The organism is Streptomyces canus 299MFChir4.1 (genome assembly GCF_000383615.1).
Classification (GTDB): Bacteria; Actinomycetota; Actinomycetes; order Streptomycetales; family Streptomycetaceae; genus Streptomyces; species Streptomyces canus_C.
The window spans coordinates 128,576-153,063 of sequence record NZ_KB911601.1 but is presented as its reverse complement, the minus strand read 5'-3'; the positions used below and the strand labels follow the sequence as shown (position 1 = coordinate 153,063).

General features: G+C 66.0%; 24 protein-coding genes. 10 read left to right on the top strand and 14 right to left on the bottom strand.

What is annotated here, in order from left to right; genetic code table 11:
- A partial coding sequence (locus H293_RS0132835) for a transposase (protein WP_028808400.1) occupies nt 1-383 on the top strand: 383 nt, incomplete at its 5' end.
- A gap of 352 nt (nt 384-735) precedes the next feature.
- On the opposite strand, the gene H293_RS0132825 is transcribed toward H293_RS0132835, so the two are convergent.
- The gene (locus H293_RS0132825) at nt 736-1,428 is read right to left on the bottom strand and encodes an aspartate/glutamate racemase family protein (protein ID WP_020122063.1); all 693 of its coding nucleotides are present in this window, start codon (nt 1,426-1,428) and stop codon (nt 736-738) included.
- Between the two features lie 352 nt (nt 1,429-1,780).
- Here H293_RS0132825 and H293_RS53870 point away from each other — a divergent pair, with 352 nt between their 5' ends.
- On the top strand, nt 1,781-2,350 hold the full coding sequence (locus tag H293_RS53870; RefSeq protein WP_199790222.1) for a PucR family transcriptional regulator: 570 nt from the start codon (nt 1,781-1,783) through the stop codon (nt 2,348-2,350).
- On the opposite strand, the gene H293_RS58580 is transcribed toward H293_RS53870, so the two are convergent.
- Nucleotides 2,300-2,713: an SsgA family sporulation/cell division regulator gene (locus H293_RS58580; RefSeq protein ID WP_158694470.1), complete on the bottom strand. Its 414-nt coding sequence runs from the start codon at nt 2,711-2,713 to the stop codon at nt 2,300-2,302. The two genes, H293_RS53870 and H293_RS58580, sit on opposite strands and share 51 nt — an antisense overlap.
- A 2,022-nt stretch (nt 2,714-4,735) precedes the next feature.
- Here H293_RS58580 and H293_RS0132815 point away from each other — a divergent pair.
- Both H293_RS0132815 and H293_RS0132810 read left to right on the top strand, forming a co-directional pair.
- Nucleotides 4,736-5,305, top strand: coding sequence for a hypothetical protein (locus H293_RS0132815; protein WP_020122061.1), 570 nt, complete (start codon nt 4,736-4,738; stop codon nt 5,303-5,305).
- A gap of 118 nt (nt 5,306-5,423) precedes the next feature.
- The gene (locus tag H293_RS0132810) at nt 5,424-5,822 is read left to right on the top strand and encodes a hypothetical protein (protein ID WP_020122060.1); all 399 of its coding nucleotides are present in this window, start codon (nt 5,424-5,426) and stop codon (nt 5,820-5,822) included.
- On the opposite strand, the gene H293_RS0132805 is transcribed toward H293_RS0132810, so the two are convergent.
- The 12 genes from H293_RS0132805 to H293_RS0132755 form a co-directional block, all read right to left on the bottom strand.
- The gene (locus tag H293_RS0132805; protein ID WP_020122059.1) at nt 5,804-6,259 is read right to left on the bottom strand and encodes a hypothetical protein; all 456 of its coding nucleotides are present in this window, start codon (nt 6,257-6,259) and stop codon (nt 5,804-5,806) included. The genes H293_RS0132810 and H293_RS0132805 overlap by 19 nt on opposite strands.
- Nucleotides 6,260-6,393: 134 nt before the next feature.
- Nucleotides 6,394-7,398, bottom strand: coding sequence for a hypothetical protein (locus tag H293_RS57600; protein ID WP_020122058.1), 1,005 nt, complete (start codon nt 7,396-7,398; stop codon nt 6,394-6,396).
- Between the two features lie 976 nt (nt 7,399-8,374).
- Nucleotides 8,375-9,811 carry an MFS transporter gene (locus tag H293_RS50465; RefSeq protein WP_020122057.1) on the bottom strand — a complete coding sequence of 479 codons (1,437 nt, stop codon included), beginning with the start codon at nt 9,809-9,811 and terminating at the stop codon, nt 8,375-8,377.
- Between the two features lie 47 nt (nt 9,812-9,858).
- A complete protein-coding gene (locus H293_RS0132790; protein ID WP_063746946.1) occupies nt 9,859-10,512 on the bottom strand; it encodes a TetR/AcrR family transcriptional regulator in 654 nt (217 codons plus the stop codon).
- 287 nt (nt 10,513-10,799) lie between these two features.
- Nucleotides 10,800-11,531 carry an SDR family NAD(P)-dependent oxidoreductase gene (locus H293_RS0132785; protein WP_020122055.1) on the bottom strand — a complete coding sequence of 244 codons (732 nt, stop codon included), beginning with the start codon at nt 11,529-11,531 and terminating at the stop codon, nt 10,800-10,802.
- A gap of 350 nt (nt 11,532-11,881) precedes the next feature.
- Nucleotides 11,882-13,195, bottom strand: a complete 1,314-nt coding sequence (locus tag H293_RS0132780) for an MFS transporter (RefSeq protein WP_078612735.1) — start codon at nt 13,193-13,195, stop codon at nt 11,882-11,884.
- 313 nt (nt 13,196-13,508) lie between these two features.
- Nucleotides 13,509-13,931, bottom strand: a complete 423-nt coding sequence (locus tag H293_RS60480; RefSeq protein ID WP_259294571.1) for a Zn-ribbon domain-containing OB-fold protein — start codon at nt 13,929-13,931, stop codon at nt 13,509-13,511.
- 115 nt (nt 13,932-14,046) lie between these two features.
- A complete protein-coding gene (locus H293_RS0132775) occupies nt 14,047-14,424 on the bottom strand; it encodes a hypothetical protein (RefSeq protein ID WP_020122053.1) in 378 nt (125 codons plus the stop codon).
- Nucleotides 14,425-14,568: 144 nt separating this feature from the next.
- Entirely contained in the window at nt 14,569-15,357 is a 789-nt protein-coding gene (gene hcaB / locus H293_RS0132770; protein ID WP_020122052.1) for a 3-(cis-5,6-dihydroxycyclohexa-1,3-dien-1-yl)propanoate dehydrogenase, read from the bottom strand.
- 28 nt (nt 15,358-15,385) lie between these two features.
- Complete coding sequence (locus H293_RS0132765) at nt 15,386-16,255, bottom strand: alpha/beta fold hydrolase (protein ID WP_020122051.1); 870 nt, start codon at nt 16,253-16,255, stop codon at nt 15,386-15,388.
- A 34-nt stretch (nt 16,256-16,289) separates the two neighbouring features.
- Nucleotides 16,290-16,598 (bottom strand): bifunctional 3-phenylpropionate/cinnamic acid dioxygenase ferredoxin subunit, encoded by a 309-nt coding sequence (locus H293_RS0132760; protein WP_020122050.1) that lies wholly within the window; start codon nt 16,596-16,598, stop codon nt 16,290-16,292.
- Nucleotides 16,595-17,854: an NAD(P)/FAD-dependent oxidoreductase gene (locus H293_RS0132755; RefSeq protein WP_020122049.1), complete on the bottom strand. Its 1,260-nt coding sequence runs from the start codon at nt 17,852-17,854 to the stop codon at nt 16,595-16,597. Before H293_RS0132755 ends, H293_RS0132760 begins: the two co-directional genes overlap by 4 nt.
- Before the next feature lie 126 nt (nt 17,855-17,980).
- Between H293_RS0132755 and H293_RS50460 the strand changes: the two genes are divergently transcribed.
- From H293_RS50460 to H293_RS0132725, 6 genes are all read left to right on the top strand, one after another.
- Nucleotides 17,981-18,766, top strand: coding sequence for an IclR family transcriptional regulator (locus H293_RS50460; protein ID WP_020122048.1), 786 nt, complete (start codon nt 17,981-17,983; stop codon nt 18,764-18,766).
- A 108-nt stretch (nt 18,767-18,874) separates the two neighbouring features.
- The gene (locus H293_RS0132745) at nt 18,875-19,762 is read left to right on the top strand and encodes a VOC family protein (RefSeq protein ID WP_020122047.1); all 888 of its coding nucleotides are present in this window, start codon (nt 18,875-18,877) and stop codon (nt 19,760-19,762) included.
- Nucleotides 19,763-19,791: 29 nt separating this feature from the next.
- Nucleotides 19,792-21,156, top strand: coding sequence for an aromatic ring-hydroxylating oxygenase subunit alpha (locus H293_RS0132740; RefSeq protein WP_020122046.1), 1,365 nt, complete (start codon nt 19,792-19,794; stop codon nt 21,154-21,156).
- A 13-nt stretch (nt 21,157-21,169) separates the two neighbouring features.
- The gene (locus tag H293_RS0132735) at nt 21,170-21,718 is read left to right on the top strand and encodes an aromatic-ring-hydroxylating dioxygenase subunit beta (protein ID WP_020122045.1); all 549 of its coding nucleotides are present in this window, start codon (nt 21,170-21,172) and stop codon (nt 21,716-21,718) included.
- A 178-nt stretch (nt 21,719-21,896) separates the two neighbouring features.
- On the top strand, nt 21,897-22,709 hold the full coding sequence (locus H293_RS0132730; protein ID WP_106968466.1) for an alpha/beta fold hydrolase: 813 nt from the start codon (nt 21,897-21,899) through the stop codon (nt 22,707-22,709).
- Nucleotides 22,706-24,487: a flavin-containing monooxygenase gene (locus H293_RS0132725; RefSeq protein WP_020122043.1), complete on the top strand. Its 1,782-nt coding sequence runs from the start codon at nt 22,706-22,708 to the stop codon at nt 24,485-24,487. The genes H293_RS0132730 and H293_RS0132725 overlap by 4 nt, the downstream gene beginning before the upstream one ends.
- Nucleotide 24,488 lies beyond the last annotated feature (1 nt).

Genomic DNA, 24,488 nt, shown 5'->3' with positions numbered 1-24,488 from the left:
TGGTGCGGGTCATCGAGTACACCCTGGACGACCCCGGCCGACCGGTACAGTCAGCGCCTTACCGGCTGATCACCACCATCCTCGACCACAAAGCAGCACCCGCCACGGAACTGGCGGCCCTGTACAACCAGCGGTGGGAGATCGAGACCGCTCTGGATGAACTCAAGACCCACCAGCGTGGCCCCGCCGAGGTCTTGCGGTCCCGCTCGCCGGACGGTGTCGAGCAGGAAGTCTGGGCCCATCTGCTGGTCCACCACGCAATCCGCCAGCTCATGCACATCGCCGCCGAGGGCGTCGACATGGACCCGGACCGACTTTCCTTCACCCGCACCCTCCGCCTCGCCCGACGTCAGGTCATCGCGCAGGCGGCCTTTTCCCCCTGACCGCTTGGCCGTATCCCTCACCGAGGGACTGCGCGAGATAGCCCGCCACCTACTGCCGGCTCGCCGCAGACGTACCAACCCTCGCGTCGTCAAACGCAAAATGTCGAACTTCGGCGTCAAACGTCTCGACCACCGCAACCGGCCCCGGCCGACCCGTGACCCAGCCGAAGCCGTGACCATCGCACCCCACTACAAGACAGCCCCGATCAACCCACCCGTCAAAGTGCGACGCGTCTGGGACCACGATCCCGACTAAGTCACTGGTATTGAGGCTAGACGGGCGTTGAACACTTCGCCACGGGCGTTCGTCAGATGTCTGCCGCAGGGTGCACCCTCTGCTCTGCTTGGCTGATCAATCCGACAGTGCTGTGTCCACGGCGGCTGCGGCATGAAGACGTGCGGTGGGGAAGACCGGGACAGGACTGTCCGCGGGGCCGATGAGAAGCTCGATCTCCGTGCAGCCCAGGATGATGCCCTCCGCCCCGGTGGCGACGAGGTCCTCCATGACCTTTCGGTAGGCATCGCGAGATTCGTCCTTCACCACTCCGAGGCAGAGCTCGTCATAGATGATGCGGTGCACGACGGTGCGCTGCTCGGAATCCGGGATGGACACATGCAGGCCGCCGGCCTCAAGGCGGCCTCGGTAGAAATCCTGTTCCATGGTGAACGCCGTGCCCAGCAGCCCGACCCGGCTCAGGCCCGAAGCCCGTACGGCGTCCGCCGTGGCATCGGCCAGATGCAACAGCGGAATGGACACCGCCGCCTCGACCGCGTCGGCGACCTTGTGCATCGTATTGGTGCAGATGAGCATCAGCTCGGCACCGGCTGCTTCCAGAGACCGAGCCGCCCCGGCAAGGATCTCGGCGGCTTCCGCCCAACGTCCCTGGACCTGCATCTGCTCGATCTCCGCGAAGTCGACCGAGTAGAGCACGCATCGAGCTGAGTGGAGCCCGCCAAGTCGTTCGCGTGTGAACTCGTTCAAGAGCCGATAGTACTCAGCCGTAGATTCCCAGCTCATCCCGCCGATCAGACCGATGGTCTTCATCGACCTACTCCTCGCATGCCGTCATCGGGTGCCGCTCACCTTCCTGGCATGCTCTCATAAGTGGAATAAGCTCAGCCAAGCAAAGCCATAAGGCTTGCTTTGGTGTCTTTGGTCGGGCTCAGCCGCGTCCGACGCGGGGCAGGCGCCCCGCCGCGAAGGCATGACCCTCATGTAGTGACGGCACCCGGTTTTCGACGACATCTGTCGCTCGCCGGAGGGGCGACCGCTGGTCAGACACGGCAACGCTACGGACCCCCGGGGTGGCGTGAGGAAGGGCCTGGACCCGGGAACGCATCCCTCGGCGGTGGCCTACGCCTGGTTACCAGTCCAGTAACGAGAAGGAGGAGATGAGTTGGCTCTCACGGTGGCGAATCGATCACGCGGTTGGATCTTTTTGATCCAGCGCCAGCCACCGTCGACGTCGCTGATGACAATGGTGGCTTTTCTCGCTGCCCGCGCCGCGCTTCTGCTGCCAGGGAACAGGGAGTTGACTCGCTGGGACGAGCTCGGTCCTAATCGAGTGCTGTTGAAGCTTCCGATGGAAGATCTCGTCAGCACATCACACGTGCCGGCGCTCGTTGCCCTGGAACAGGGGGACGGCAGCCACGTCCTGAGCGACACACTCGCCGCATTCTTCGATCTCGGAGGGAACATTCAACGGACCGCCGAATTGCTGCTGGCTATTCACCGTGGCACTTTGTATCAGCGATTGAAGCGCATCGCGCACATCACCGGCTGCAATCTCGAGAACGGTGACGATCGCTTGATGCTTCACCTCGGCGAGGCGGCTGACGATCTGAATTCCAAGCACTGCGGGAGCGTTTACCAGTGGGTACCTGGCTGGCCGTTTGCCTTGAGTGGAAGGGCGCCGTCAGGCGACCTCGCCCAGCAGGCGGGAAAGTTCACCGTCGAGGTCGAGTGACGCCCCCTCAAGTCCTGCCGGCATGAGGTGGTATATCCGGCACAGCCATGGCGTGACCAGGTCCATGGGCACAGTGAACAGCGCTTGTCCGTCAAAGGAAGACAACTTGAGACACAGCAGGTCCGTCTGATCTGCTCTACCTGGCCATATCTGCACGTCGCCGAATCCGCTCGGTCGTACCGTCCCCTCGGCGAGCAGGTCCCGTGCGAAGACCCAGCTGACGGGGGCGTGCTCTCCTGGATAGAAGGTGACACGTACGGCGTACGGATCTTGTGAATCATATGAAGCGTGAACAGTCACCGGGATGGCGAGTCCTCCTGGCGCCACAAAGTGCATTATACAGTCAAGTTCCGCCAGGGCCATGCCGTTGCTCCATGAATGAGGTGGTGACGCGTAGTTGAGGGTTTCAGTGGTGCCGGCTGCCCCGCATCGGGTTACACCGCACACATCAAGACGTACCGGTCTGCGTCCGGTACGCCATGTCAGTAGCCCGGAGCCGGGTTCTACAGCCCCTCGACCGGCCCTGCTTCCCACTGACCGCCAAGAACTTACGTCTCGCGAAACAAAAAGTGAACGCCCTCCGCCCGTGACATAGGCCATTGAGTGTCGGTCCGTCATGCGAGACGTGTGGGAATAAATGCGAGCTGAGCGAAACAGTCTCAGTGTGGTCCCATGGCGTCGCGGGAACGCCCACGGGCCACCATCAACGCACATCGTGAATGGTTTGAGGCTACTGCTCAGTTCTACTGATGAGTATGGCGTGGTGGCGCAGCACTGATGCCGCGCGAGAGTGCGTACGGCGACCAGCGCTCGGCGGCGTATCAGCTCAGGAATGCGGTGAGTTCCCGAGTCTAGTTGAATGACGTCGCGTCAGGAAATGCTGTTGCTGCGGCGGTAGGACGGCATGCTGATCGTGTACAGCACGGCACCTTGGCTGCTGACCGCGGATCGGGTGCGAGCGCTCGTCATGCCGTTCTTGGCCGCAGGCGGTCGCGTCGATGCTGCGGTAGGCAACGAATCAAGACGTCAGGCATCTGGTCAGATCATGTGTCTGGAGCAGTTGATCGATGCAGCTGCATGTCACCTCTTCATGGTCGGCCGGTAAGAACCCGATTCTTGCCGCGTTGCCCAGATTGGTGGGTCTTCAGGGCTGAGCGGTGCGGAGGTGTGCGCGGGCCCGAGCGGTGGTGTGTCCTCATGAAGAGAGGGACACGGTTGTGTGTTCACTGGGAACACACGGAACACCTGCCCGCAGCCCGCGACTAGCAGCCCTGAGGGAGACGCCGGAAACCACGTCACCGTCCCGGGCCCGACAGGGCCGAGCCTGTCGATCAGGTTTCGCGTCGTCACTGAAAAGGTAGAACGTTCGGTATTGACAGTGCGAATGGATCTTGACATCGTGTGGAAGGCGGACCGTTCCTTGCAGGTGTTGTGGTCTTGTGCGTCGCCATTTCCGACAATGCGCAGGAGTGCGTGCTTGGCGAACACCAGCTCGATCGGACCCTCAGATCCCACGAATGACCAGAGCAAGTCCTCCTGAAGGGTAGGACGTGTCATGAGACTCCGAGCCTTGTACCGCACTGTCATCACTACCGGTGCTTTCCTGCTTCTGGGAGCAACGACGGCTCCTGGAAGGGCGTGGGGGCCAGGAAGCGATCTTCGCTTTCGCAGTCGAGTCCCGTCCCTCTATGCGGCGCGCGGACGGACTCCCCCGGCTGGGCCATGAGGGAAACACGTCGGCCGACGCCAACGTCGCGGTCAAGTCCACCGCACCGGGACCGCCGTTCGGACGACGTGAGCAGGGCGCGGAGCGCCTCGGAAAGGACGCGACGCCAGCCCGGTCACGCTGTCTGGTACGCGGTCGACCGAGACGTCAGGCAATCGCAGAGGGGCCGTGACATTAGTTGCGGCCGGTGCGCCCATCGTCTGCCCGCTGACAAACGAACCTGCAGCGGGATCTGCCCCGCTATGTGGATCGTCGTGGTCAGTCCGCCGTGACTTCGGGCGGTGACATGGGGTGCCGGCGCGTTGCCAGGGCACCCTTCGCGGGCGGGCCTCGGCCGCTTGCTGCTGGTCCAGCGCTGTCGTTGCGTCCATCGGAACCGTACGGCCGAGGGCCTCGCCGGTTTGAGGCCGGCGACGTGAACAGGGCCGATCCGGTCGACGGCCCACAGACTACTGGGTTGCACACAGGGCGAGGGCTCCACTGGTTGCGACGGCCGCGACATCATGTCGGTAGCTTCGGATATTCGACTGAGCGGAATAGGGCTGCAACCCGGCTCTGCTGCGCTTCACACCCCGCTGGCTGGGAAGCTTCGCGCTGCCTCGGTGAGCGAGGGGAACACAGCCGACTCGGCCATCGCACCTGCGCGGTAATCTCTCGCCATGAGTCATGGGGAGGGCGAGGGTGCGCTGGTTCTGGAGGCGCAGGAGTTGCTCGCCGCAGGGCGAAGCGACGAGGAGGTCTTCGCCGAGCTGGCCGCGAGGACCGGCAAATGGGGTGTCTGTCTGTTGGCCGTGTGCTTGGCCCTGGGTGTGCCGCGGACTGACGCCGAGGCCCGGCTCCGCGAGGTCGAGTCACGCTTCTCAGACTTCGCGGTGGGTGAGGAGGAGGACCTCGCCTTGGTGCTCAAGTTTGGGCACGTCTTCATCGTGGACCGAGTACTTGAGGAACACGATGAGCGTATCCGCGACCTCTTGGGAACCGCCGCTGGTGCCCGCGGAGGCTATCCCGGCGGCCTGCTCGCGTGTTTTCGCGCCGGGGAGCTCACGAAGATTTTCCTCTACTTCGCCAAAACCCGGTTCCGGGACGGGCGCGGCTCACCACCCGACTTTTGGGCAGCCATGACCGCGGCTGGCGAACTCCTGGCCAGCCAGGACTGCCCGGACCACGAAGAGGTGACTGCAGGGCTGGAACGATGCCGCACACAGGCTGCGGCCGTCAGCGCGAAGTAAGATCGTCATCGACGGACGTCCTCCGTTGGGTAGGCGGCCTGATATGGCTCCCAACGGCCCTGGGCAGGCCACGCCGAATCCCGTAGCGACGCCCCTGTTCGCTCCCTGCAGTCGCCGCATGGCCACCGAGGACGAGACCCCGAGTCAGCCCGACATCACCGGGATGCTCAAAGACCAGACCAGTGGCTGCAAGGCAGCACGCGACGCCATCGCCGCCGGCGGCAAGGTAATGCTCTACGACGGACAGCCGCCACAGTGGATGGTCCTCGGCATCGCTGCGACAAGGCTGAAACGGTCGTTGAAGATCGGCCTGACGACCCTCGGCCTGGACGAGACCGTTGAGATCCTCCGCGCTCTGCACCGCGACGAGCAACTGCGTACCGGCAACATCGTCGCAGCAGACCGATCTTGGTTCTTCACCCTGTACTTCGACGCCACCGGGACCGAGCTCCTGGCGTGCAGCGGCGTCAAGAACGAACGTCCCTCGCGGGGAAGCGATCAGAAGCTCCAGCTGTAGAGGCCGCCACCCGTATTCGCCGCAGACGCTGCGAGGCGGGCAACATCCTGCAAGACCGCAAGGAGATCATCGTCGGTCATATCGTCGCCGTCCTCAGACCGAAGTCGCGCAATCCAGCGGCCTGCGAGCTCTTCGAGCTCGGCGGAACTCGCTTCGCCGAGCGCTCGAGTCAGCCGCTTCGGCAGAGCCAACACCTCAACGCCATCGTTCAAGGGGGCGGCGACCCACCCCGGCCACGGCCGCCACGCATAGACCTGCTCAAGCGGCGGAGCCTCGGCCGAAGGCGCCTCGAAGTACATGTCCCACTCGGCGATGGCACTGTCCGGCTCAATAAAACGGCAGGTCACAGACTCAAAGTCCTCACCAGGTCCCCGCAGGCGCGTCGAGGCGGCCGTCTCGTCGTCAGGGGCGAGGAAGAAGATTATGTCGTGGGCCATTCGAGCATGATGGCAGCCCGCCGCGCAGACGTCGGTGCTGCTAAACGGGTCTCAGCCGTCTGATCGGAGGGCCACCTCGGCTGCGTATGCGGTCCTGACGGCCCCGGCTGACCAGCGATCGGCAGCCGCAGGGCTTATCCGAGCAGACGTTGGAGAACGCCCGGGGGGATCTGCGCGCAGAGGTCGAGCAGGGCCGCGCTTCGTCCGGCTTCGGAGGGGAGTCCGATGGTGCGGAGGCGGCGGCCGAGTTGCTGGCTGGTCATGGGTCTTCCGGGCATCTGAAGCGATGGGAAGAGCCAGAGCGCGTTGTGCTCGTTCGATATCACCGTGCGCTCGTGGTCGCGTGCGAGGTCGACGAGTTGGAGGACCAGGCCGTCCATAGGCGGCTGGAGCTTCAGCGGGAGCGTGTTGAGGCGGAGGGCGACGCCGTTCTCGTTGTGGATGACGTGGTTGACGGTCAGGCGGCAGGTCTTCGCCGGGAACTGGCCATAGAGCAGGACCACCATCAGCCCAGCGACTCGGTCCCTGGTCTCGATGGAGTCGTCGTTCAGGAGTCTCCGGGCGGTCGCCCAGCGTTCGTCGGCGTCGAGCGGGCTGTGGTACGTCCGCTGTGGCTTGCCAGGAATGCTGATGTTGGTGGCGAACTTGCTGCGGACCGCCCAGCGGACGAATGGCCGTGCGACGTAGGGGCCATGGTGCTCCTCCGAGGTGAGCCAGAGGTCGATGAGGGGCTGTCGGCAGGTTGCCAACGTCTCCTCGTACCCCTTGATCCAGTTGGGGAAGGTGACGGCCTTGGCGATCTGGGTCTGGGCGATGTCGCTGGTGAAGGAGGAGATCGGATTGCGGGCTCGTCGTCGGATGCGAGCGATGCGGTCCCAGCGGGCGAACGCGGTGATCAGGCGGCGGTCCTCTGGATCTTCGATGGCCGCGGTCTTCTGCTCGATCCATCGCTCCAGCCGTGCCAGGTACTCGTCCCGGACCGGGAGAATGCCGGCGGAGACCAGGACGGCCCGGAAGTACTCGACGGCCAGGTCCCGATGCTGGTGGCTCAGGCGGGCGTCGAGGGCTTCGTGGCTGAGCTCGCAGGCCCCGGCGGCGAGGTCGGTGACGAGACGGCCAGCGGTGGCTGACTCCCGCAAATAGAGCAGGGTTCGGCGGGGGTTGAGGTCCAGCAGGGCGGCTGCGACCTTGTCGAGCTCGGGACGGCCTTTGCCGTCGGGCGGCGTCAGCAGTGTCCGCAGCTGGCGTTCGCCGGCGCATCGACGGCAGAGACCGAAGTGGAACAGCCGCTCGACCGCGCCGCACTGCTGGCAGGGCCTATGGGCCTCGGGGGCTTTCTCCCAGCCGTTTTCGCAGACGGGTCCCCGTGCGGTCCTGGCGGTGACGCGGGAAAGGCGTCCGCAGTCGATCCAGGGCTCCAGCTTGCGTGAGCGGCGTCCTCGGGATGCAGCAGATGCACCCCGGAGACCAGCTCAAGCCGCGCAGCCCCCTGCACTTCCCTCGTACCGTCGGACACTCCCCACCCTCTCGCATCAGAGGGCAGAATCATGCATAACGACTGATCATAAACAAACCTGCAGGTCAAGACGTCGATCAGAATGAATGACGTCAAGTAGCGCGCCGGTACACTTCCCGCAGTCCATGGCAACTCACCAACGACCGATCACGCATCTGATGCAATTCCCGAGGGTCTGTGCGTATCGATCCAGGTCGTTCGGCCATGCAGTGGTCGGCTGCAGCAGCAACAGGGAGACGGCGCCGTGCAGGTCGAGGGCCCGCATCGTTGATCACGCCGGACCGAGGTCCGGCATCTCAGCGCTGCCAGATGTGACCGGCCGATCCTGACGCCGAACTCCGCTGCCAGGCAGGCGCGTTCAGAGTCTGGTCTGCTGAGCAGAATGGAGCCGGCCGGCCTTCCGCGGTGGTGACGCCGCAAACAGCGCCGCACCAGCGAGTGTCCGACCGTCGGATTTGCTGCGCCCGTGGGAGCGACGGTTGTGCATGTGGCCGTGAGGCGGACACCGGCACGCATGTGGTGTCCGCCTCACGGGTGCCCCTGCCGGCCTCTGCCAGGTTCCGCTTCGGCGCCATCTCTCACAGCCGAGGAGACGAGATCTACCGATCTCGTACCGGGGAGAGTGTCTTTCCTTCCTTCACCTCGCCGTCGTGTGTGCCGACAACCTTGGTGGATGTCTCCTCTGACGGGACGCGTTCGGCGCGTACCGACAGCACAGAGGAGCCGAACAGCAGCACCGCGATGAGGATCGACGCCGTGATGATCGCGGGGCTCGCCCCGTATGCGCCGGCGCTGGCGTAGTAGATGCCACCGATGATCGCGACCGACAGAGCGGCGCTGATCTGAAGGGTCGCGCTGACCAAACCGCTGGCCAGGCCGGCGAACGTACGCGGGATGTGGGTGACCGCGATGCGGATCAGCGACGGCAGGGCGAGTCCCTGACCGAAGCCGATGAGCGCCAGGGGTGCGGCGGCCCACGGGGTCTGGTCGAGTGCGGCGACGAGTGCGGCGAAGACGAGGAAGCCGATGGTCTCCAGGAGCAGGCCGAGAGCGGCGATACGGCGCGGCATGATCCGCATGAGGTACTGCACGGTCAGCGGTCCGATCAGGAACCCGATGCCCAGCGGCAGGATGTCCAGGCTGGCCTGGAGCGGCGTGCGCCCTACGGTCTGCTCGTATTCGGAGAAGATGAGGAAGAACGCGGCGATGGAGTAGAACAGGGCGACCGCAGTCAGTGCGATCCGCACACCGGGCGCGGTCACTGCTCGTGGTGGTACCAGGGGCATGACGTGGCGCTCGCGGTTCCGGCCGGCGCTGAGGGTCGACTCGAAGCGCCAGAACCTGTGCAGCAGGCCGGCGGCGACGACGAGCAGGACGAAGCACCACCAGGGCCAGTTCAGCGCGCGTCCCTCGACCAGCGGAATGACGATTCCGGCAAGGCCGGTGAAGAGCAGAACGGCGCCGACCCAGTCGAGTTTCTCCACGCCTCGCGTGTGCGGATCGTGCAGGAACAGGCTGCCCAGCAGGGCGAGAGCGGCGATGGGCAGGTTGAGGAGGAAGATCACCCGCCAGCCCAGGCCCCAGAGGTCGGCGGTGACGAGGAGTCCGCCCAGGGACTGGCCGATGACGGCGGCGAGTCCGAAGGTCGCACCGTGGAAGCCAAGGGCGATCGTCTGCTCCCGGCCTTCAAGGCTTGCGCGGATGAGGGCCAGGGACTGCGGGGCGGCCAGGGCGGCGCTGAGACCCTGCAGGATACGACCGACGACGAGCAGCCACGGTTCCCCGGCCGAACCGCACAGGAGCGAGGCAAGGGCGAATCCCACGAGGCCGATGAGAAAGATCCGCCGTCGCCCGTAGAGATCGCCGAGTCGGCCACCGAGGGTGAGTGTCACGGCGTACGTGGCGGCGTAACTGGCCACGATCTGCTGGCCCAGAATGTCGCCGCCGCCGAGGTCGTCCTGGATCGAGGGAATGGCGAGATTGACGATGAAGAAATCCAGCGGCGGCAGCAGTGCGCCGGCCAGCAGTGTGACCACGCCTACCCATGCCCGGGCAGACGTGTGTGATGTGGAAGTCGAGGTCATTACCTGCCCCTGCTCTCGGCAACATCCGTTTCGTCCGGCTGTCCCCACAGGGCCAGAAGGGCGTCGGCGGAACGTTGCATCGTTTCGGCGGACACGCCATCGCGCGCCTGAGTGGAGATGCCCATGAGGAAGCCGTAGATGAGGCCGGCCATGGCCTCCGCATCGGTCCCCGGCGGCAGCGCACCTTCAGCGATCGCCTGTCGGACCCTGTCCAGGACGCGGGAGCGGGTGATGTGGCGTCGCTCCGCCACCATTTCGTAGACCGGGTCGTCCGTTTCCGAAATCGGAGCGGCCAGCACCATCATGCAGCCCAGCGGGTGCTCCTTGTCGGTCTGCATCGCGATCGACCGGCTCAGGGTCTGCCTGATGGCTTCCTTCGGATCCAGCGAAGCGTCGGTCAGCGGGTCGAGGGCGCGTCCGTACGTCGCGCGGTAGTGCGCGATCGATTCGGCGAACAACTCGGCCTTGCTGCCGAACAGTTGGTAGAAGCTCGCCGACGGCATGCCGCCCATCGCCTCACGCAACTCGGCGACGCCGGTCGCTTCATAACCCCGCTGCCAGAACAGTCGAACGGCGATCTCAAGAGCTGGTTTCCGCTCGAACTTGCGGGGTCGGCCCCTCCCGCGCCGCACTGTCTCATTGGTTCCGTCCATATTTAAAGACTACTCGATCTAAAATTAGGAGTCAACGCGAGCTTCGCGTTGACAAGGCCGACGACAATCGGCGACCGCGACGGCTGCGGCAGCCGTCGACCACCGCCGCTGTGAGCGCGAGCTGACAACTGCCCGTGAGGACGGTGAAGGCGAGATGGGGGCCCAGAAGGGGTAGGTCCCCCATCTCGCCGTTCCTGACTGTCGACGAAGTCGAGCAGCAAGGCGCAGAAGGCTTCGGGCTGTTCGAACGGAGCGAGGCGCCCGGCACCGACAGAACGCCGTGCCGGTCATTCCTGCTGTTCGGTCGGCCGCACCAAGATCTCGTTCACGGCGACGTGGCGCGGCCTGGTGACGATGAAGGCGATGGTGTCCGCCACGTCCGCGGGGCGCAGGCATTCCATCGTGGTGTAGCGCTCGTACATCCGCTCCTGCACATCGGGGCGGTTCTGCAGGGGCAGTTCGGTCTCCACCGCGCCGGGCTCGACGAGGGAAACACGCAGGTGGCGCTGAGTGACTTCCTTGCGGAAGGCCTCCCCGAAGGCGGTCACCGCGTACTTGCTCGCGTTGTAGACACCACCGCCACCACGCACCATGCGCCCGGCGGTGCTGCTGACCAGGACGAGGTCCGTGACCTTTCGGGGGCCGTCGGCCGCCGCCTTGAGCAGATGCGGGGCAGCGGCGTGGGCGGTGTACATGAGCCCGAGTGTGTTGAGTTCGATCATCCGGCGCCAGTCGTCGGTGTCGGCACCCGCGATCGGTCCGAGGATCATGACGCCCGCGTTGGCCACCACGGTGTCGAGGCGGCCGTATGCCTCGATGGTGCGGGTGACGGCGGCTTGGGCCTGTGCTTCGTCGGTGAGGTCGGCGCCCACGGCCAGAGCGTGGCCACCGGTCTTTTCGATCTGCTCGACGAGCCCGTCGAGACGGTCCTCCCGACGAGCCACGACGGTCACGCGTGCACCAAGGGCGGCCAGCGCGAGCGCGGTGCCCTCACCGATTCCGCTGCTGGCTCCGGTCACCAGCGCGACTGTGCCGGCCAGGGGGCCACCGATCGACGGCCCTTGGGAAATGCGCGCGGAATCCGCGCTGTGAGAATGATGGGTCATGAGATCAACCGTAAGAGCGGACTGACCGGCGTGGGAGGGCGCGATACTCCCACCCCGGACGGGACGGGACGGGCCGAGGACCCCGCCGTTGAAGCGCTATGTGTTCTCGATGCCTGCTGTGCGCTTTGTGTGCGCTGACCTGTGGGTCAGCGGCAGGGCGGCGATGCCGGTCGTAGTCTCGCCCTTGGCCGGCACGGCGGCCGTAGGTCTTGTCCACGAGACAGGTGTCGTCTCGCTCGGCTCAGGGTCGGGCTTCGGGGGGCTCAGGACGTGGGTGTGGTCTCGGTCGCGTCGTCGGCTCGCTTGTCGATGCCGCGGGGCAGGGGCCATCGGGTGCGGGTTGCGAGACTGAGGGCGGAGAGTACGGCCGCGACGGCGAAAGCCCTGACGACTCCTGTGCGGGCCACGATGCCCCATCCTGCACTTGCCGCAGCGACCACGGCGCCGGAGGTGACGACATAGGCCGCCATGACTCGGGCCCGCAGCGCGTCGTCGACCACGCGCTGCGCCGCGACGTAGGCGCAGGTGCTGCCGAGCGTATAGGCGGTGCCTGAGGCCAGCAGGGCACCGCCGACGATGACAGGCTGCGTGCAGGTGGCCGCGGTCACCAGTGCGACGGTGAGCAGGGCGGCCGAGAGGACCATGCCCCATTCCTCTCCGCGCCCCTCGACTCGGGACCAGATGGTCACCGACAGCGCCGCGCCGGCACCGAACGTCGCCAGAAGGGCCCCGAAACCACTTCCGTCGAGGCCGAGTCGCTCATCGGCAAGGACGGGTGCCAGGGCCATCACCGAAGTGGCCGGCACAATGAAGATCGCGAGGCGGGCCAGGATCTGGCGCTGTGGTGCCGCCATGATGCATTGAAGACCGGTGCGCAGTGACCGTCCGAACGACTCCTTGGGCCGCGGTGCCGGAGAGGGCGCCTTCCAGACCAGGATGGCGAGCACCGTGCAAGTGAGGCTCAGGGCATTGATGGCGAAAACCCACTGTGTGCCGAGTGTGGCGATCACCAGGCCGGCGAGGGCGGGTCCGGTGGCTTGAGCCACGTTGAACGTCAGACCGTTCAACGCGATCGCTCGGCCGGCGAGTTGGCCGGGGACCAGCGACGGCTGGAGAGCTGCCCAAGTGGGTGCGGCGATTGCCGTGCCGAGCCCGATGGCGAAGGTCAGCGCGAGCACGACCAGTGGGTCGGTGCGACCGAGCCACGTGGCCACACACAAGGCGGTCGCGCTGAGGGCCATCCATGCCTGGCACGCGATGAGCAGAAGCCGGCGGTTGAGCCGGTCCGCGAGTGTGCCGGCGACGAAGCCGAGCCCCACCAAGGGCGCATAGGTGGCAGTCTGGATCAAGGACACCTGCAGGGGCGAACCTCCGTCGTCCTGGATCGCCCATGCTGAGCCGGTTGCCTGCATGAGTCGCCCCACATTGGCGACCAGTTGGGTCACGAACAAGATCCGGAACGCACCGTACGCAAAAGGGGCCCACGTGGAAACTCGCCCTGATCCGCGCGAAGTCGGGGCCTTTCCGGGGACGGCCGGAGCGATGACCCGCCCTCTCCCCTGCTGTCGTCTGATCATGCGATGGGCCTACTTCGTGGTCGCTGGGGATACTGACCGAGACCGCAGAGGGCGGGCCCGTAAAGGTGCGGTGTCTGAGACGGGATACGGAAGAGGGTCAGAGCTCCATCGGCGTAGTAGTCAGCGATCGCTGATGGCCGAGCGCTGAACACCGAAGCATCTGTTCATCGGACGGCGGTGTGTCGGTGACAGCCCCGTCTCGGCAGTTCCAGGGCATCCCGCTCCCCGCGGATCGGCTGACCTGCCCCCGGGCGCGGCCGCGTGGGCGGGCATCCGCGGAGCCGTAGGAGAGTCGTGGGGTGAGCATTACATTTCAGAGAGTGGCGTGTAACCGAATGTCGGGTGAGGGCGGCTGGACATCGAGGAGCCGGAAGACCGGCTCCTTGCGGACCGTGTCACTGGGCGTGACCAGCCGCACGCGTGCTCCGAGGGGAATTCCCACCGAAGGACCCATGATGCGGCCGCGCACCACGAAACCTTCTGCCAGCTCGATCAAGGACTCGTTGCGTGCGGAGGGAGAGCGGCTCAGAATGGCCCGCGAGAACCGCACTGTGCCGGTTCCCCCGCTCGGTTCGATGCGCAGGTCCGTGTTTTGGCACACCGGGCACAAAAGCCGGTGGTATAAAGCGATGCCGCACCAGGTGCAGCGCTGAAAGTACAGCCTCGTCGCACCGGGGTCATGTGCCCATGTGGACCGTGTGGTTGAGTCGGGCGTCGGCCTGCGGGTCTGCTCCATGTGTCCGTGCACGTTCGCCGCTCCAGGGTGTGGCTGTGGTGCCCCGTTTCGTGGGCCGTGTCGAAAAGGGCCGAGCGGCTGCCGAGTCGGCGGGGCGCCGGCCCTGGATCTTCAGTCAAGCCAGATTGCGCCGGCGAAGGAGCCAGGTGGAGGTGAGGCGCGATATCTCGCCCTCGACGAGCTCGTCGAGGGTCTGACGGTCGGTTCCCAACCCGACGATCGTCCACCGGTTGTCCTTGCCCTCGAACGACTCGACGTCAGCGGCCTGGACCCATGAGTCGGTGTCGATGGTGAAAAGGAGCTCTTCCGTGGTCGTGTCACGGCGAACGACGCCGTCGAAGACGTGCACCCGGCGCTCGTAGATGGTCTGGGCCTCGCCGAGGGAGCCCCGCACCGTCCGCTCCAGGACTGTGGCACCGCGCTTGCGCCGGGCGTACCGCCATGCCTCGTCAGCGCTCGAGAAGACCTCGACCTCGCTCTCCATGGTGCGCACTACATGTACCGTGCGACCGCCGTCGTGAAGGTTCATCCGTGGGTCCCCTGTCCAGACTGAGTACGCCGTCCAAGTGGTCGGCAGCCGATGGCTGTAGTGGCCGCGTGAGAAGTGGAGTGAGCCTGCGCCCGTCGCCACCTCCCGTCACCGTGGGCGCTGAGGCGTACCCACCGCGCTGATGTCGAAGACCGTTCCGGTGACGGTGAGGGCGTCACCGCTCGAGGCCAGCAGGACGTAGGTCCCGACGTAGTCGGCCGGTTCGATCACCCTCTCCAGGGCTGAGTACTTCTCTTGGTACTCCTGGATCGGAATGTCCTTGATCTGGCGCTGATCCAGGCCGAGCGACTTCGGTCCGCTCAGGTTTGTCGCCATTCCTCCCGGAGCGACCCCGTTCACCCGGATCTCCGGTGCCAGCTCATAGGCCAGCTGCCGCACAACGCCGAGTCCGGCATGCTTCGTCGCGGTGTAGAGGACGCCGCCGCCCTGTGGATAGAAGGACGCGTTGGACAGCGTGAGGATGATCGTGCCGCGCGACTTTCTGAGTGCGGCCGCTGCTGCCCTCGCGCCCAGCAGGTAGCCCAGCACGTTCACGGCGAAAAGTTCACGGAACCCGGTTTCGAGCTCGGTCGGCGAGAGGTCCACCAGATTGCGGCTGAAGTCCCACAACCCGACGTTGCCTATGAATACGTCGAGCCGGCCGAAGGTGTCCACGGCAGCAGCGACGGCCCGCTCGTTGTCCGCGTACGAGGTGACGTCGCCGGTGACGACGCTGAGGTCGCTGCTGCCGATCGCGTCCAACGCGGCGGCCTTGTCCGGGTCTCGTTCGAGGACCACGATCCGCGCGCCCTCGTCGAGGAAGCGGTCCACGATGGCTCGCCCGACCCCGGAGCCGCCGCCGGTGAGCAGGACGACACGTCCCTCAAGTCCGCGCACGTCGATGTGTCCTTTCCCTCGGGTCCGCTCAGTGGTGGTTGGTGACGAACTCGGTCACGAGCCGGTTGAACTCCGCGGCATGCTCGAGCTGTGCCCAGTGGCCGCATCGGTTCAACATGACCATCCGCGAGTCGTGGATCATCGACATCGCGCGGAGACTGATTTCCCAGTGCACGGTTCGGTCATCGCGGCCGTGGATGATGAGCGCCGGCACGCTGGAGGTGTGCAGAGCCTGTGCCGCGGACATGAAGGCTTCCTGACCCAAGCCGACCTTGGCACGCTCGAGCCAGTCGCTGAGGTGATCAGGGTGCGCCAGTGCCGCCTGCGACCGTTGTTCAGCGAGCTCGTCGGTTGCGAAGGTGGGGTCGAAGCACATCACCTGGACCAACCGCTTGAAGTTCTCCGGCGACGGGTCCTGGTAGGTTTCGACGAGAACCTTGAACCCTTCGGTCATTCCGGCCGGGGACAGCACGTTCACGCCCCACACCCCGGATCCCATCGTGATCAGGTGAGACACCCGTTCCGGCCAGCGTGCCGTCATGATGATGCCGACTCCGCCCCCCATCGAGTTGCCCACGATCGCCGCCCGCTCGATGTCGAGGGCGTCCATGAGCTGCTTGACCGCCTCGCCTTGGTCGAAGCCGGACTCCACGTTCTGGCGGCTCGACTCGCCCCAGCCCGGCATGGTGACCGCGATGACCCGGAAGCGCTGTGACAGAGGGCCGATGTTCGGGGCGAAATTGGACCATCCCGTCGCACCGGGGCCAGTGCCGTGGATCAGCAGGACCGGGTGGCCCTCGCCGGCTTCGTTGATCTGGATTTCGTAGTCCGGAGTACGAACGATCCTTTTCGTGCTGTCGTAGGTGGGAGCTGGTATCGAACCGGTCTGGGTCTTCATGGGGTGCGGGCTCCTCGTCGGTCGGATGGGTGGCTCAGCCGGGAAGGTCGACGAAGACGTCGTCGCCCTCGACCTTGACGGCGTAGGTACTGACCGGGCAGGTCGCCGGGAGACTGAGCACGGCTCCGGTTTTTATGCAGAACTTGGCGAAGTGCCACGCGCACTCGACCACGTCCCCCTCCACGTATCCGTCAGCCAGGGACGATTCGTCATGTGTGCAGGTGTCGTCGATCGCGAAGTATTCGTCGTCGACGTTGAAGAGGGCGATCGGGCGCTCCCGCTTGAGCTGGAAGCCCTCGCCCTCTTCGAGGTCGGACGTGCTGCAGGCTTTCGTCCACGTCACGTGATCGTCACACCCTTCTTGGAGTCGGGTCGCGGGCTTGAGCCGCGCGTGATGGTTTTGATCAGGTTCCTGAGCTCCAGCCCGTCGTCGGCCAGCGCGTCGCGGTGGGTTCCGACGGGGAGCTGAATGAGTCGGCGTGCGGCTCCGACATCGCGAGGGCGGTCGAAGCCGCAGACGGCGACGACGACTTCGTCGCGGAGCCAGAACCCCAGGTAGGACTCCGGGGTGGCATCGCGCCGCATGACAAGTTCGTCGGTCGTGTGGGGACGTCCGAACATCTGGAATGTGCGTCCGAACTGATCGGACCAGACGTACGGCGTCTCGGTGAACGCCGTCGGATGCCCGGCCATGGTGGCGCCCACTGCGGCGCCGTGCTTCAGGGCGACGTCCCAGTGCTCGATGCGGCCCGGCCCGGTGACAAGGTGCGGGTGCGGCTGACTCGCCACGTCTCCCGCGGCGTACACCCACGGCACGTCGGTCTGTCCGTAGGCGTCGACGACGATGCCCTGGCTGTCCGTGCGTACGCCGATCGCGCGGGCCAGTTCGGTGCGCGGCTCCACCCCGATGCCGACGACGACCGTCGCCGCCGAGAGCCGGGTGCCGTCGTCGAGAACGACCTTCTCGACAGCGTCCACGCCCTCCAACCGCCGCACGGTTCGACCCAGGACGAACCGCACTCCCTGGCTCCGGTGGAGGTCGAGCACATGGGTGCCGACGCGCTCGTCAAGCGTTTGCAGTGGTCGGGGGCCGACCTCGACCACGGTGACGTCGAGCCCCTGCTCGCGGGCGAGGGCGGCGATCTCGAGTCCGATGAAGCCCGCTCCGATGATCACGAGGGGGCCGCCGGTGGAGAAGCGGTCCGCCAGCAGGGCGGCATCCGACGCATCACGCAGTACGAGAACGTGGGCCAGATCGGAGCCCGGGACGGTCAGTCGCCGCGCCGCGACCCCGGTGCTCAGCAGGAGGGTGTCGATCTTCAGAGAGTCGTCGGCATCGAGGTGGAGCGTGCGAGAGACCGGATCGACGCCGCGGACCTCGGAGCCGAGCCGGAGCTCGATGTCGAGTTCGGTGAATCTGCTGGGGGGGACGATCGGACGGAGTGTGCGGTCCGTCAGCTTCGACAAAGGTGGGCGCTCGTACGGCGGGTGAGGGTCACGATCGATGATCGTGATCCGTCCGTCATGTCCGAGCGAGCGCATCGAGATCGCGGCAGAGACGCCCGCGGCACTGGCCCCCACGATCGCGCTGTGCTGCATGCCGTTCTCCTTCAGGAAAGTCACTCGCCACCGACCATTGACCATTGACGTCTGAGATACCGTATCTTACATCTCGAATGTTCCTCAGGGTGGAACGGTGTAAGCCAGTCGGGAGAGGAGGGTCTGATGGATCTCCAGCAGGCCAAGAACGCAGGGACCGACAGCAGCCACGACACCTCGGCAGGCAAGGCGCTCGCTCTCCTGGACGCGCTGGGCGGACCTCGCGCGGTCATGGGTGTCTCAGAGCTCGCTCAGGTCGTCTGCCTTCCCAAAGCGACCGCACACCGCCTCCTGGCAGTGCTCATCGAGAGCGGTTACGTACGACGGGCAGGCGACAAATACGCGCTGTCGACCCGGACGTTCGAGCTGGGGAACCAGGTCGCCGTCGCACGTGCGAACGGCTTGCGGGATCGCGCGATGCCGGTGCTGACCGAGCTCTACGCGCAGACCCGCAAAACAGTGCACCTCGCTGTGCCTGCCGGATCGAGCGTGCTGTACGTCGAAAAGTTGTTCGGGCCGGACTCCGTCCGGATCAACACCGCGGTCGGCATGCGTCGACCGCAGTACGCGACGGCGCTCGGGAAGACGATACTCGCGTTCTCCGATTCACCGCCCGGCGGCTCCATGCAAGCTCGCTACTACCGGTTCACCGCATTCACCATCACCACCCACGGCCTGCTGGAGCGGGCCCTGGACCAGGTCCGCGACCAGGGTTTCGCCACCGACTTCGAGGAGACGTTCCTCGGCGTCTCGTGCATCGCGGTGCCAGTCCTCGACCGCAGGACTCACAAACCCGTAGCGGCGTTGTCGCTGTCGACCGAGGCCACAGGCCGCTCCGTCCTGCGCTACAAGGGCGCGATGCTCAAAGCGGCCGAGCAACTGTGCGGCCAGGTCAGCAAATTGGTCGCCTGATGCAACCGCGGTTCGAACAGACGGAACAGCTTTGTTGTCGGATGCGCCGTCTCCTCGCACGATCGGTGGACCGGCGCCACACGCGAACCAGAGGGGACGGATCAACGCATGACGAGAGTCGAGGCACTCGGCTACCTGGGCCTGCGGGTGAAGAGCCTGGAGGACTGGGAGGTCTTCGCGACCGAAATTCTAGGGATGACAGCATCTCGTCAGGAGATCGACGGTGAGGCCGCCCTCGTCCTGCGCATGGACGAGCGTGCTCATCGCCTCACACTGCGGGCCGGTGACGACGAGCTCGACTACGTCGGCTGGCAGGTCTCCGGGCCTGACGCACTCGACGAGGTGGCGGCCGCACTCGACGCGGCCGGCGTCGACTACAAGGACGATGCGCGGCTCGCCGATCTGCGCGGCGTGCGCCGACTGCTGAGCTGCCGCGATCCCGCCGGCTACGCGCTGGAGTTCCACTACGGCCCGAGCATGCTGCAGGAGCCGTTCATCTCACCCACGGGCGCACGGTTCGTCACGACAACGCCCGACGGCGCGGACACGGGACTGGGCCATGTCGTCGTGGTGAGCGACAACGTGGAGGAGACGATCGAGTTCTACCGGCGTGTCCTCGGCTTCAAGGTGAGCGACCACATCATCCCGGTGCCGGGGATGCTCCTGACCTTCCTGCACACCAACGCGCGGCACCACTCCCTCGCGGTGGCCCCGATCTACGGGGACGGACCGGCAGGGATCAACCACTTCATGGTGGAGGTCGACGACCTCGACGTCGTCGGCCGCGCCCTGGACAAGGTGCAGCGGCGCAAGATCCGGCAGCTCGCCACGCTCGGACGCCACACGAACGACAAGATGCTGTCCTTCTACGTGCAGTCCCCGTCCGGCTTCGGTGTCGAGTACGGCACCGACGGGCTGCTCATCGACGAAAAGACCTGGTCCGTCGTGACCTATGACGCCTCGGCGTACTGGGGCCACATCTTCGACCCTGCGTGACCTTCCTCAGCGACGAGTGGAGAACTGACATGACCATCGAGGCACCTGGAACCACCGCCCACCTCGAGTCGCTCGTCAACGTGGCGACCGGGGAGCTGGACCGCAGGATCTTCAGTGACGAGGAGATCTTCGAGCTGGAGATGCAGCACATCTTCGGGCGGGCCTGGCTCTTCCTGTGCCATGAGACGCAGATCCCGAAGAAGGGTGACTTCTTCGAGGCTCCCATGGGCAAGGACAACGTCCTCGTGGTCCGCCAGCGCGACCGCAGCATCAAGGCGCTGCTCAACACCTGCACTCACCGCGGCAACGCGGTCTGCCGGGCCGAGGAGGGCAACGTCCGGAACTTCATGTGCACCTACCACGGCTGGACGTTCGGCCTGGACGGCGAACTCGTCGGGGTGCCTGGAATGTCGGACTTCTATCGTGATGAGCTGGACAGGACGAAGCACCCCCTGCGCAAGGTGGCCCAGCTCGACAACTACAAGGGGTTCATCTTCGCGACCATGGACCCGCAGGCACCGCCACTGCTGGAATTCCTCGGACGCACCGGGCGGATCGCCATCGACCTGCTGGCCGAGCGGGGTGACATCGAGGCCCGCCCGGGTGTGCAGAAGTTCACGCTCAACTGCAACTGGAAGTTCACCGCGGACAACGCCTTCGACTACTACCACCCGCAGATCACCCATATCTCGGCACAGGCCGTCGGGATGATCCCCAGTGCCGACGTGAACGACACCGGTGGTGCCAAGACCGACGAAGGCAAGGCTCTGGGCGTGCAGCGGCTTCCCACGGACCTCGACACCCTGGTCGCGCTCGGCGAGTACGGGCACGCGATCTCGGGTCCGAGCCTGGACTCGATGCTGAGGACCCTGCCTCCCGAGATGCACGAGCTCGTCACCTGGCGCCGGAACCCCGGTCCGCTCGCGGCCCTCGGCCCGGTCGGGTCCCGGTTCGCCGGCCACCCGCATCTCTTCCCGACCGCCTGGTTCACGATGGACGCGCAGATCAGCCTCCGGGTGCCGCGCAGCGCGGGAGTCACCGAGGTGTGGTGGTTCAGCTTCAAGGACCGAAACGAGTCGCCCGAGGAGCAGAAGGCCCAACTCGGCCGCCAGATCCACTCGTTTGGGCCGGCGGGCTTCCTGGAGCAGGAGGACGGAGAGAACTGGTCGCAGAGCACGGCGCAGACCCGCGGGGGCGCCAGCCGGGACATCCCGCAGCTCCTGAAGATGGGCCTGGGACGCGGAAAGATCATCCACGAGGACGGTGTGGCCCGCATCGAGGCCCCCGTCAACGAGCACGCACAGCTGTGGACCTATCTGTCGTGGCTTGCGTGGGTCAAGGGCACCAGCTGGGACGAGCTGCGTTCGGCCACCACGCCCGGCGACTACATCTGAGGACTGACGAGTCATGGCAACTGCGCACCTGGAGACGACCATCGCGCCGGAGAAGATCGCGGCGATGTACCTGCAGTACGAGGTCGAGCAGTTCTACACCCACGAGGCCGCCCTGCTGGACCACCAGCGGTTCGAGGAGTGGGTCGACCTGTTCACCGACGACACGGCGTACTTCATGCCGATCCGCCGGACAGTGCCGCGCCGCAACCTCTCCCGGGAGTTCACTCAGCCGGGCGAGATGGCGTTCTTCGACGACGACAAGGCCACCCTCGTCGGCCGGGTGCAGAAACTCGGCACCGGCACGGCCTGGGCCGAAGATCCGCCGTCACGGACCCGCCACCTCGTGACCAACGTCCGCATCATCGAGGACCTGGGCACCGAGCTGACGGTCGAGACCTGCTTCCACCTCTACCGAACACGGCTCAAGTCGGAGATCGACGAGTGGATCGGACGCCGCGAGGACGTGCTCCGGCGCACCGAGGAGGGGTTCCGGATCGCACGGCGCGACATCTACCTCGACCAGACCGTCCTGCTGTCGCAGAACCTCAGCAACTTCTTCTGACAGCCCCGAAAGAGCGAGCCGGACGCCGGCCGGGACTTCCCGACGGGTGCGGAGACGAGGAGGACCGGTGGGATCGACCCGCCACGACCTGAGAGCAGGGGGCACGAGGTCGGTCACCGCCAACGGGATCACCCTGTGCTGTGCCACATACGGCGACCCCGCGGACCCGCCGCTTCTCATGATCATGGGGATGGGTACCCAGCTGAACGGCTGGGACATGGGCTTCTGCGACCAGTTGGTCGACTCGGGTTTCTACGTGATCCGCTTCGACAACCGCGATGTCGGTCTGTCGGAACGCATGGAGGGCACCCCTGACCTGGCCGCGATCCGACGCGGCGATCTCAGCACCCTGCCCTACACCCTCAAGGACATGGCGGCCGACAGCGTCGGACTCCTCGACGCTCTGGGCATCGATCGCGCCCACATTCTCGGTGCCTCGATGGGAGGAATGGTCGCTCAGCTCATGGCGATCCACTGGCCCGAGCGAGTTCGCTCCCTCTGCCTGGTCATGTCGAGCACCGGCGACCGATCGGTCGGCCAGGCGGACCCCGCCACCATGGAATTGATGCGCCGGCCCGCTCCGGCGACCCGTGAGGGAGTCGTCGAGGCGGCCGTGGAACGTTCGCGTGCGCTGGCCGGAAACGGCTTCCCGTTCGACGAGGACGCGGCGCGAACCCGTGCGGCCGCGGCGTACGACCGCGCACACGACCCGGCCGGCCGGATCCGTCAGCAGGCGGCCTCGATCGCCTCGGCGGACCGGACGCCCGAGCTCCGTGATCTGCGCGTGCCGACCGTCGCCATCCATGGCACGGACGATCGCCTGGTCGACATCAGCGGCGGCCGGGCCATCGCGGACGCCGTACCGGGCGCCTGGCTCGAGGTCGTCGACGGCATGGGTCACGGCATCGTGCCAGAAGCCTGGCCCCAGATCATCGCAGCGATATGCCGCAACGCGGCCCGCCCCACAGCCTCCCCAGGAGACGTCAGGTGACAGTTCAGGCAGACAAGCAGGCACTCGGGTTCGACCCCGACGCGCTGCGAGTGAAGTATCGGATCGAGCGGGACAAACGGCTGCGTCCGGACGGCTCACGCCAGTACCAGGCGCTCGAGGGCGAACTCGCGCATTTCATCGACGACCCCTACACACCGAGGATCGAGCGCCAAGCGGTGTCCGACCACGTGGACGTCGCCGTGATCGGCGGAGGATTCGGCGGACTGCTTCTCGGCGCGCGCCTGCGCGACCTGGGCTACGAGGACATTCGGCTCGTCGAGCAGGGCGGTGACTTCGGAGGCACGTGGTACTGGAACCGCTACCCCGGCGCCGCGTGCGACACCGAGGCCTACATCTACCTCCCGCTGCTGGAGGAGACGGGCTACATACCCACCGAGAAATATGTGAAGGCACCCGAGATCCTCGAGCATTGCCGACGGATCGCCCGGCACTACCGTCTCTACGACAACGCCCTGCTCCAGACCCGGGTCTCGGGCGTCACGTGGAACGAGGACGCCGGACACTGGACGATCGAGACCGACCGCGGCGACGTGTTCACCGCCCGGTACGTCTGCATGACCGCCGGCGCGATGCAGAAGCCGAAGCTCCCGGGAGTGCCCGGTATCGAGTCCTTCCGAGGGCACACCTTCCACACGACCCGCTGGGACTACGACTACACCGGGGGCGACAGCTCCGGTGGGCTCGAGGGGCTCGCGGACAAGAAGGTCGCGATCGTCGGAACGGGAGCGACAGCCATCCAAGCCGTGCCCCACCTGGGCGCAAGCGCCGGACACCTGTACGTCGTCCAGCGCACGCCGTCGGCGGTCAGCCCGCGCAACAACCGGACGACCGATCCGGCCTGGGCCGCATCGCTCCCGCATGGCTGGCAGCGCGAACGGATGGACAACTTCTCGACCTTCGTGGCCGGCGGCGACGCGGAGACCGACCTCGTCAACGACGGCTGGACCGCCATCTACCGCCTGCGCACACTCAGTGGCGGCGTCCTGGACGAGATCGACGATTTCTCCAAGATGGAGGAGATCCGCGCCCGCGTGTCCGCCACGGTGCGCGATCCGGTCACGGCGGAGAGCCTGAAGCCCTGGTTCCGCGCACTGTGCAAGCGGCCATGTTTCAACGACGACTACCTCAAGACCTTCAACCGTCCCAATGTCACCCTGCTCGACACCGACGGACAGGGCATCGAGCGCGTCACACCGACCGGCATCGTCGTCAACGGCACCGAATACGAGGTCGACTGCCTCGTCTTCGCCAGCGGGTTCCAGGTGGGGGCGCCGTTCGCGACCAGGCTCGGTTACGACGTGGTCGGCCGTGGCGGCCGCAAGCTCAGCGAGAAGTTCTCGGCCGGTATCTCGACCCTCTACGGCATGCAGACCAACGGCTTCCCGAACTTCTTCATCATCGCCCTCAACCAGGTGGGCGTCAGCTCGAACTTCGCGCACGTCCTCGACGTCCAGAGCCGGCACGTCAGCCAGGTCATCCACGAGGTGGACCGCAGGGGCGCCCGTGCGGTCGACGTAGCCATCGCGGATGAGGAGTCCTGGGTCCAGACGGTGTTCGAATCTTCGCGCGCCAACCTCGAATTCCTCGAGTCGTGCACCCCGGGCTACTACAACAACGAGGGGCAGCCCAACGCGACCGCCGCGAGGCGCAACGGAGCCTACGGACCCGGCATCGTCGCCTTCGATCACCTCATCAGCGCCTGGCGCGCCGAAGGGACATGGCAGGGACTGATCTTCGAACCCACCAGGAGCAGCTGAG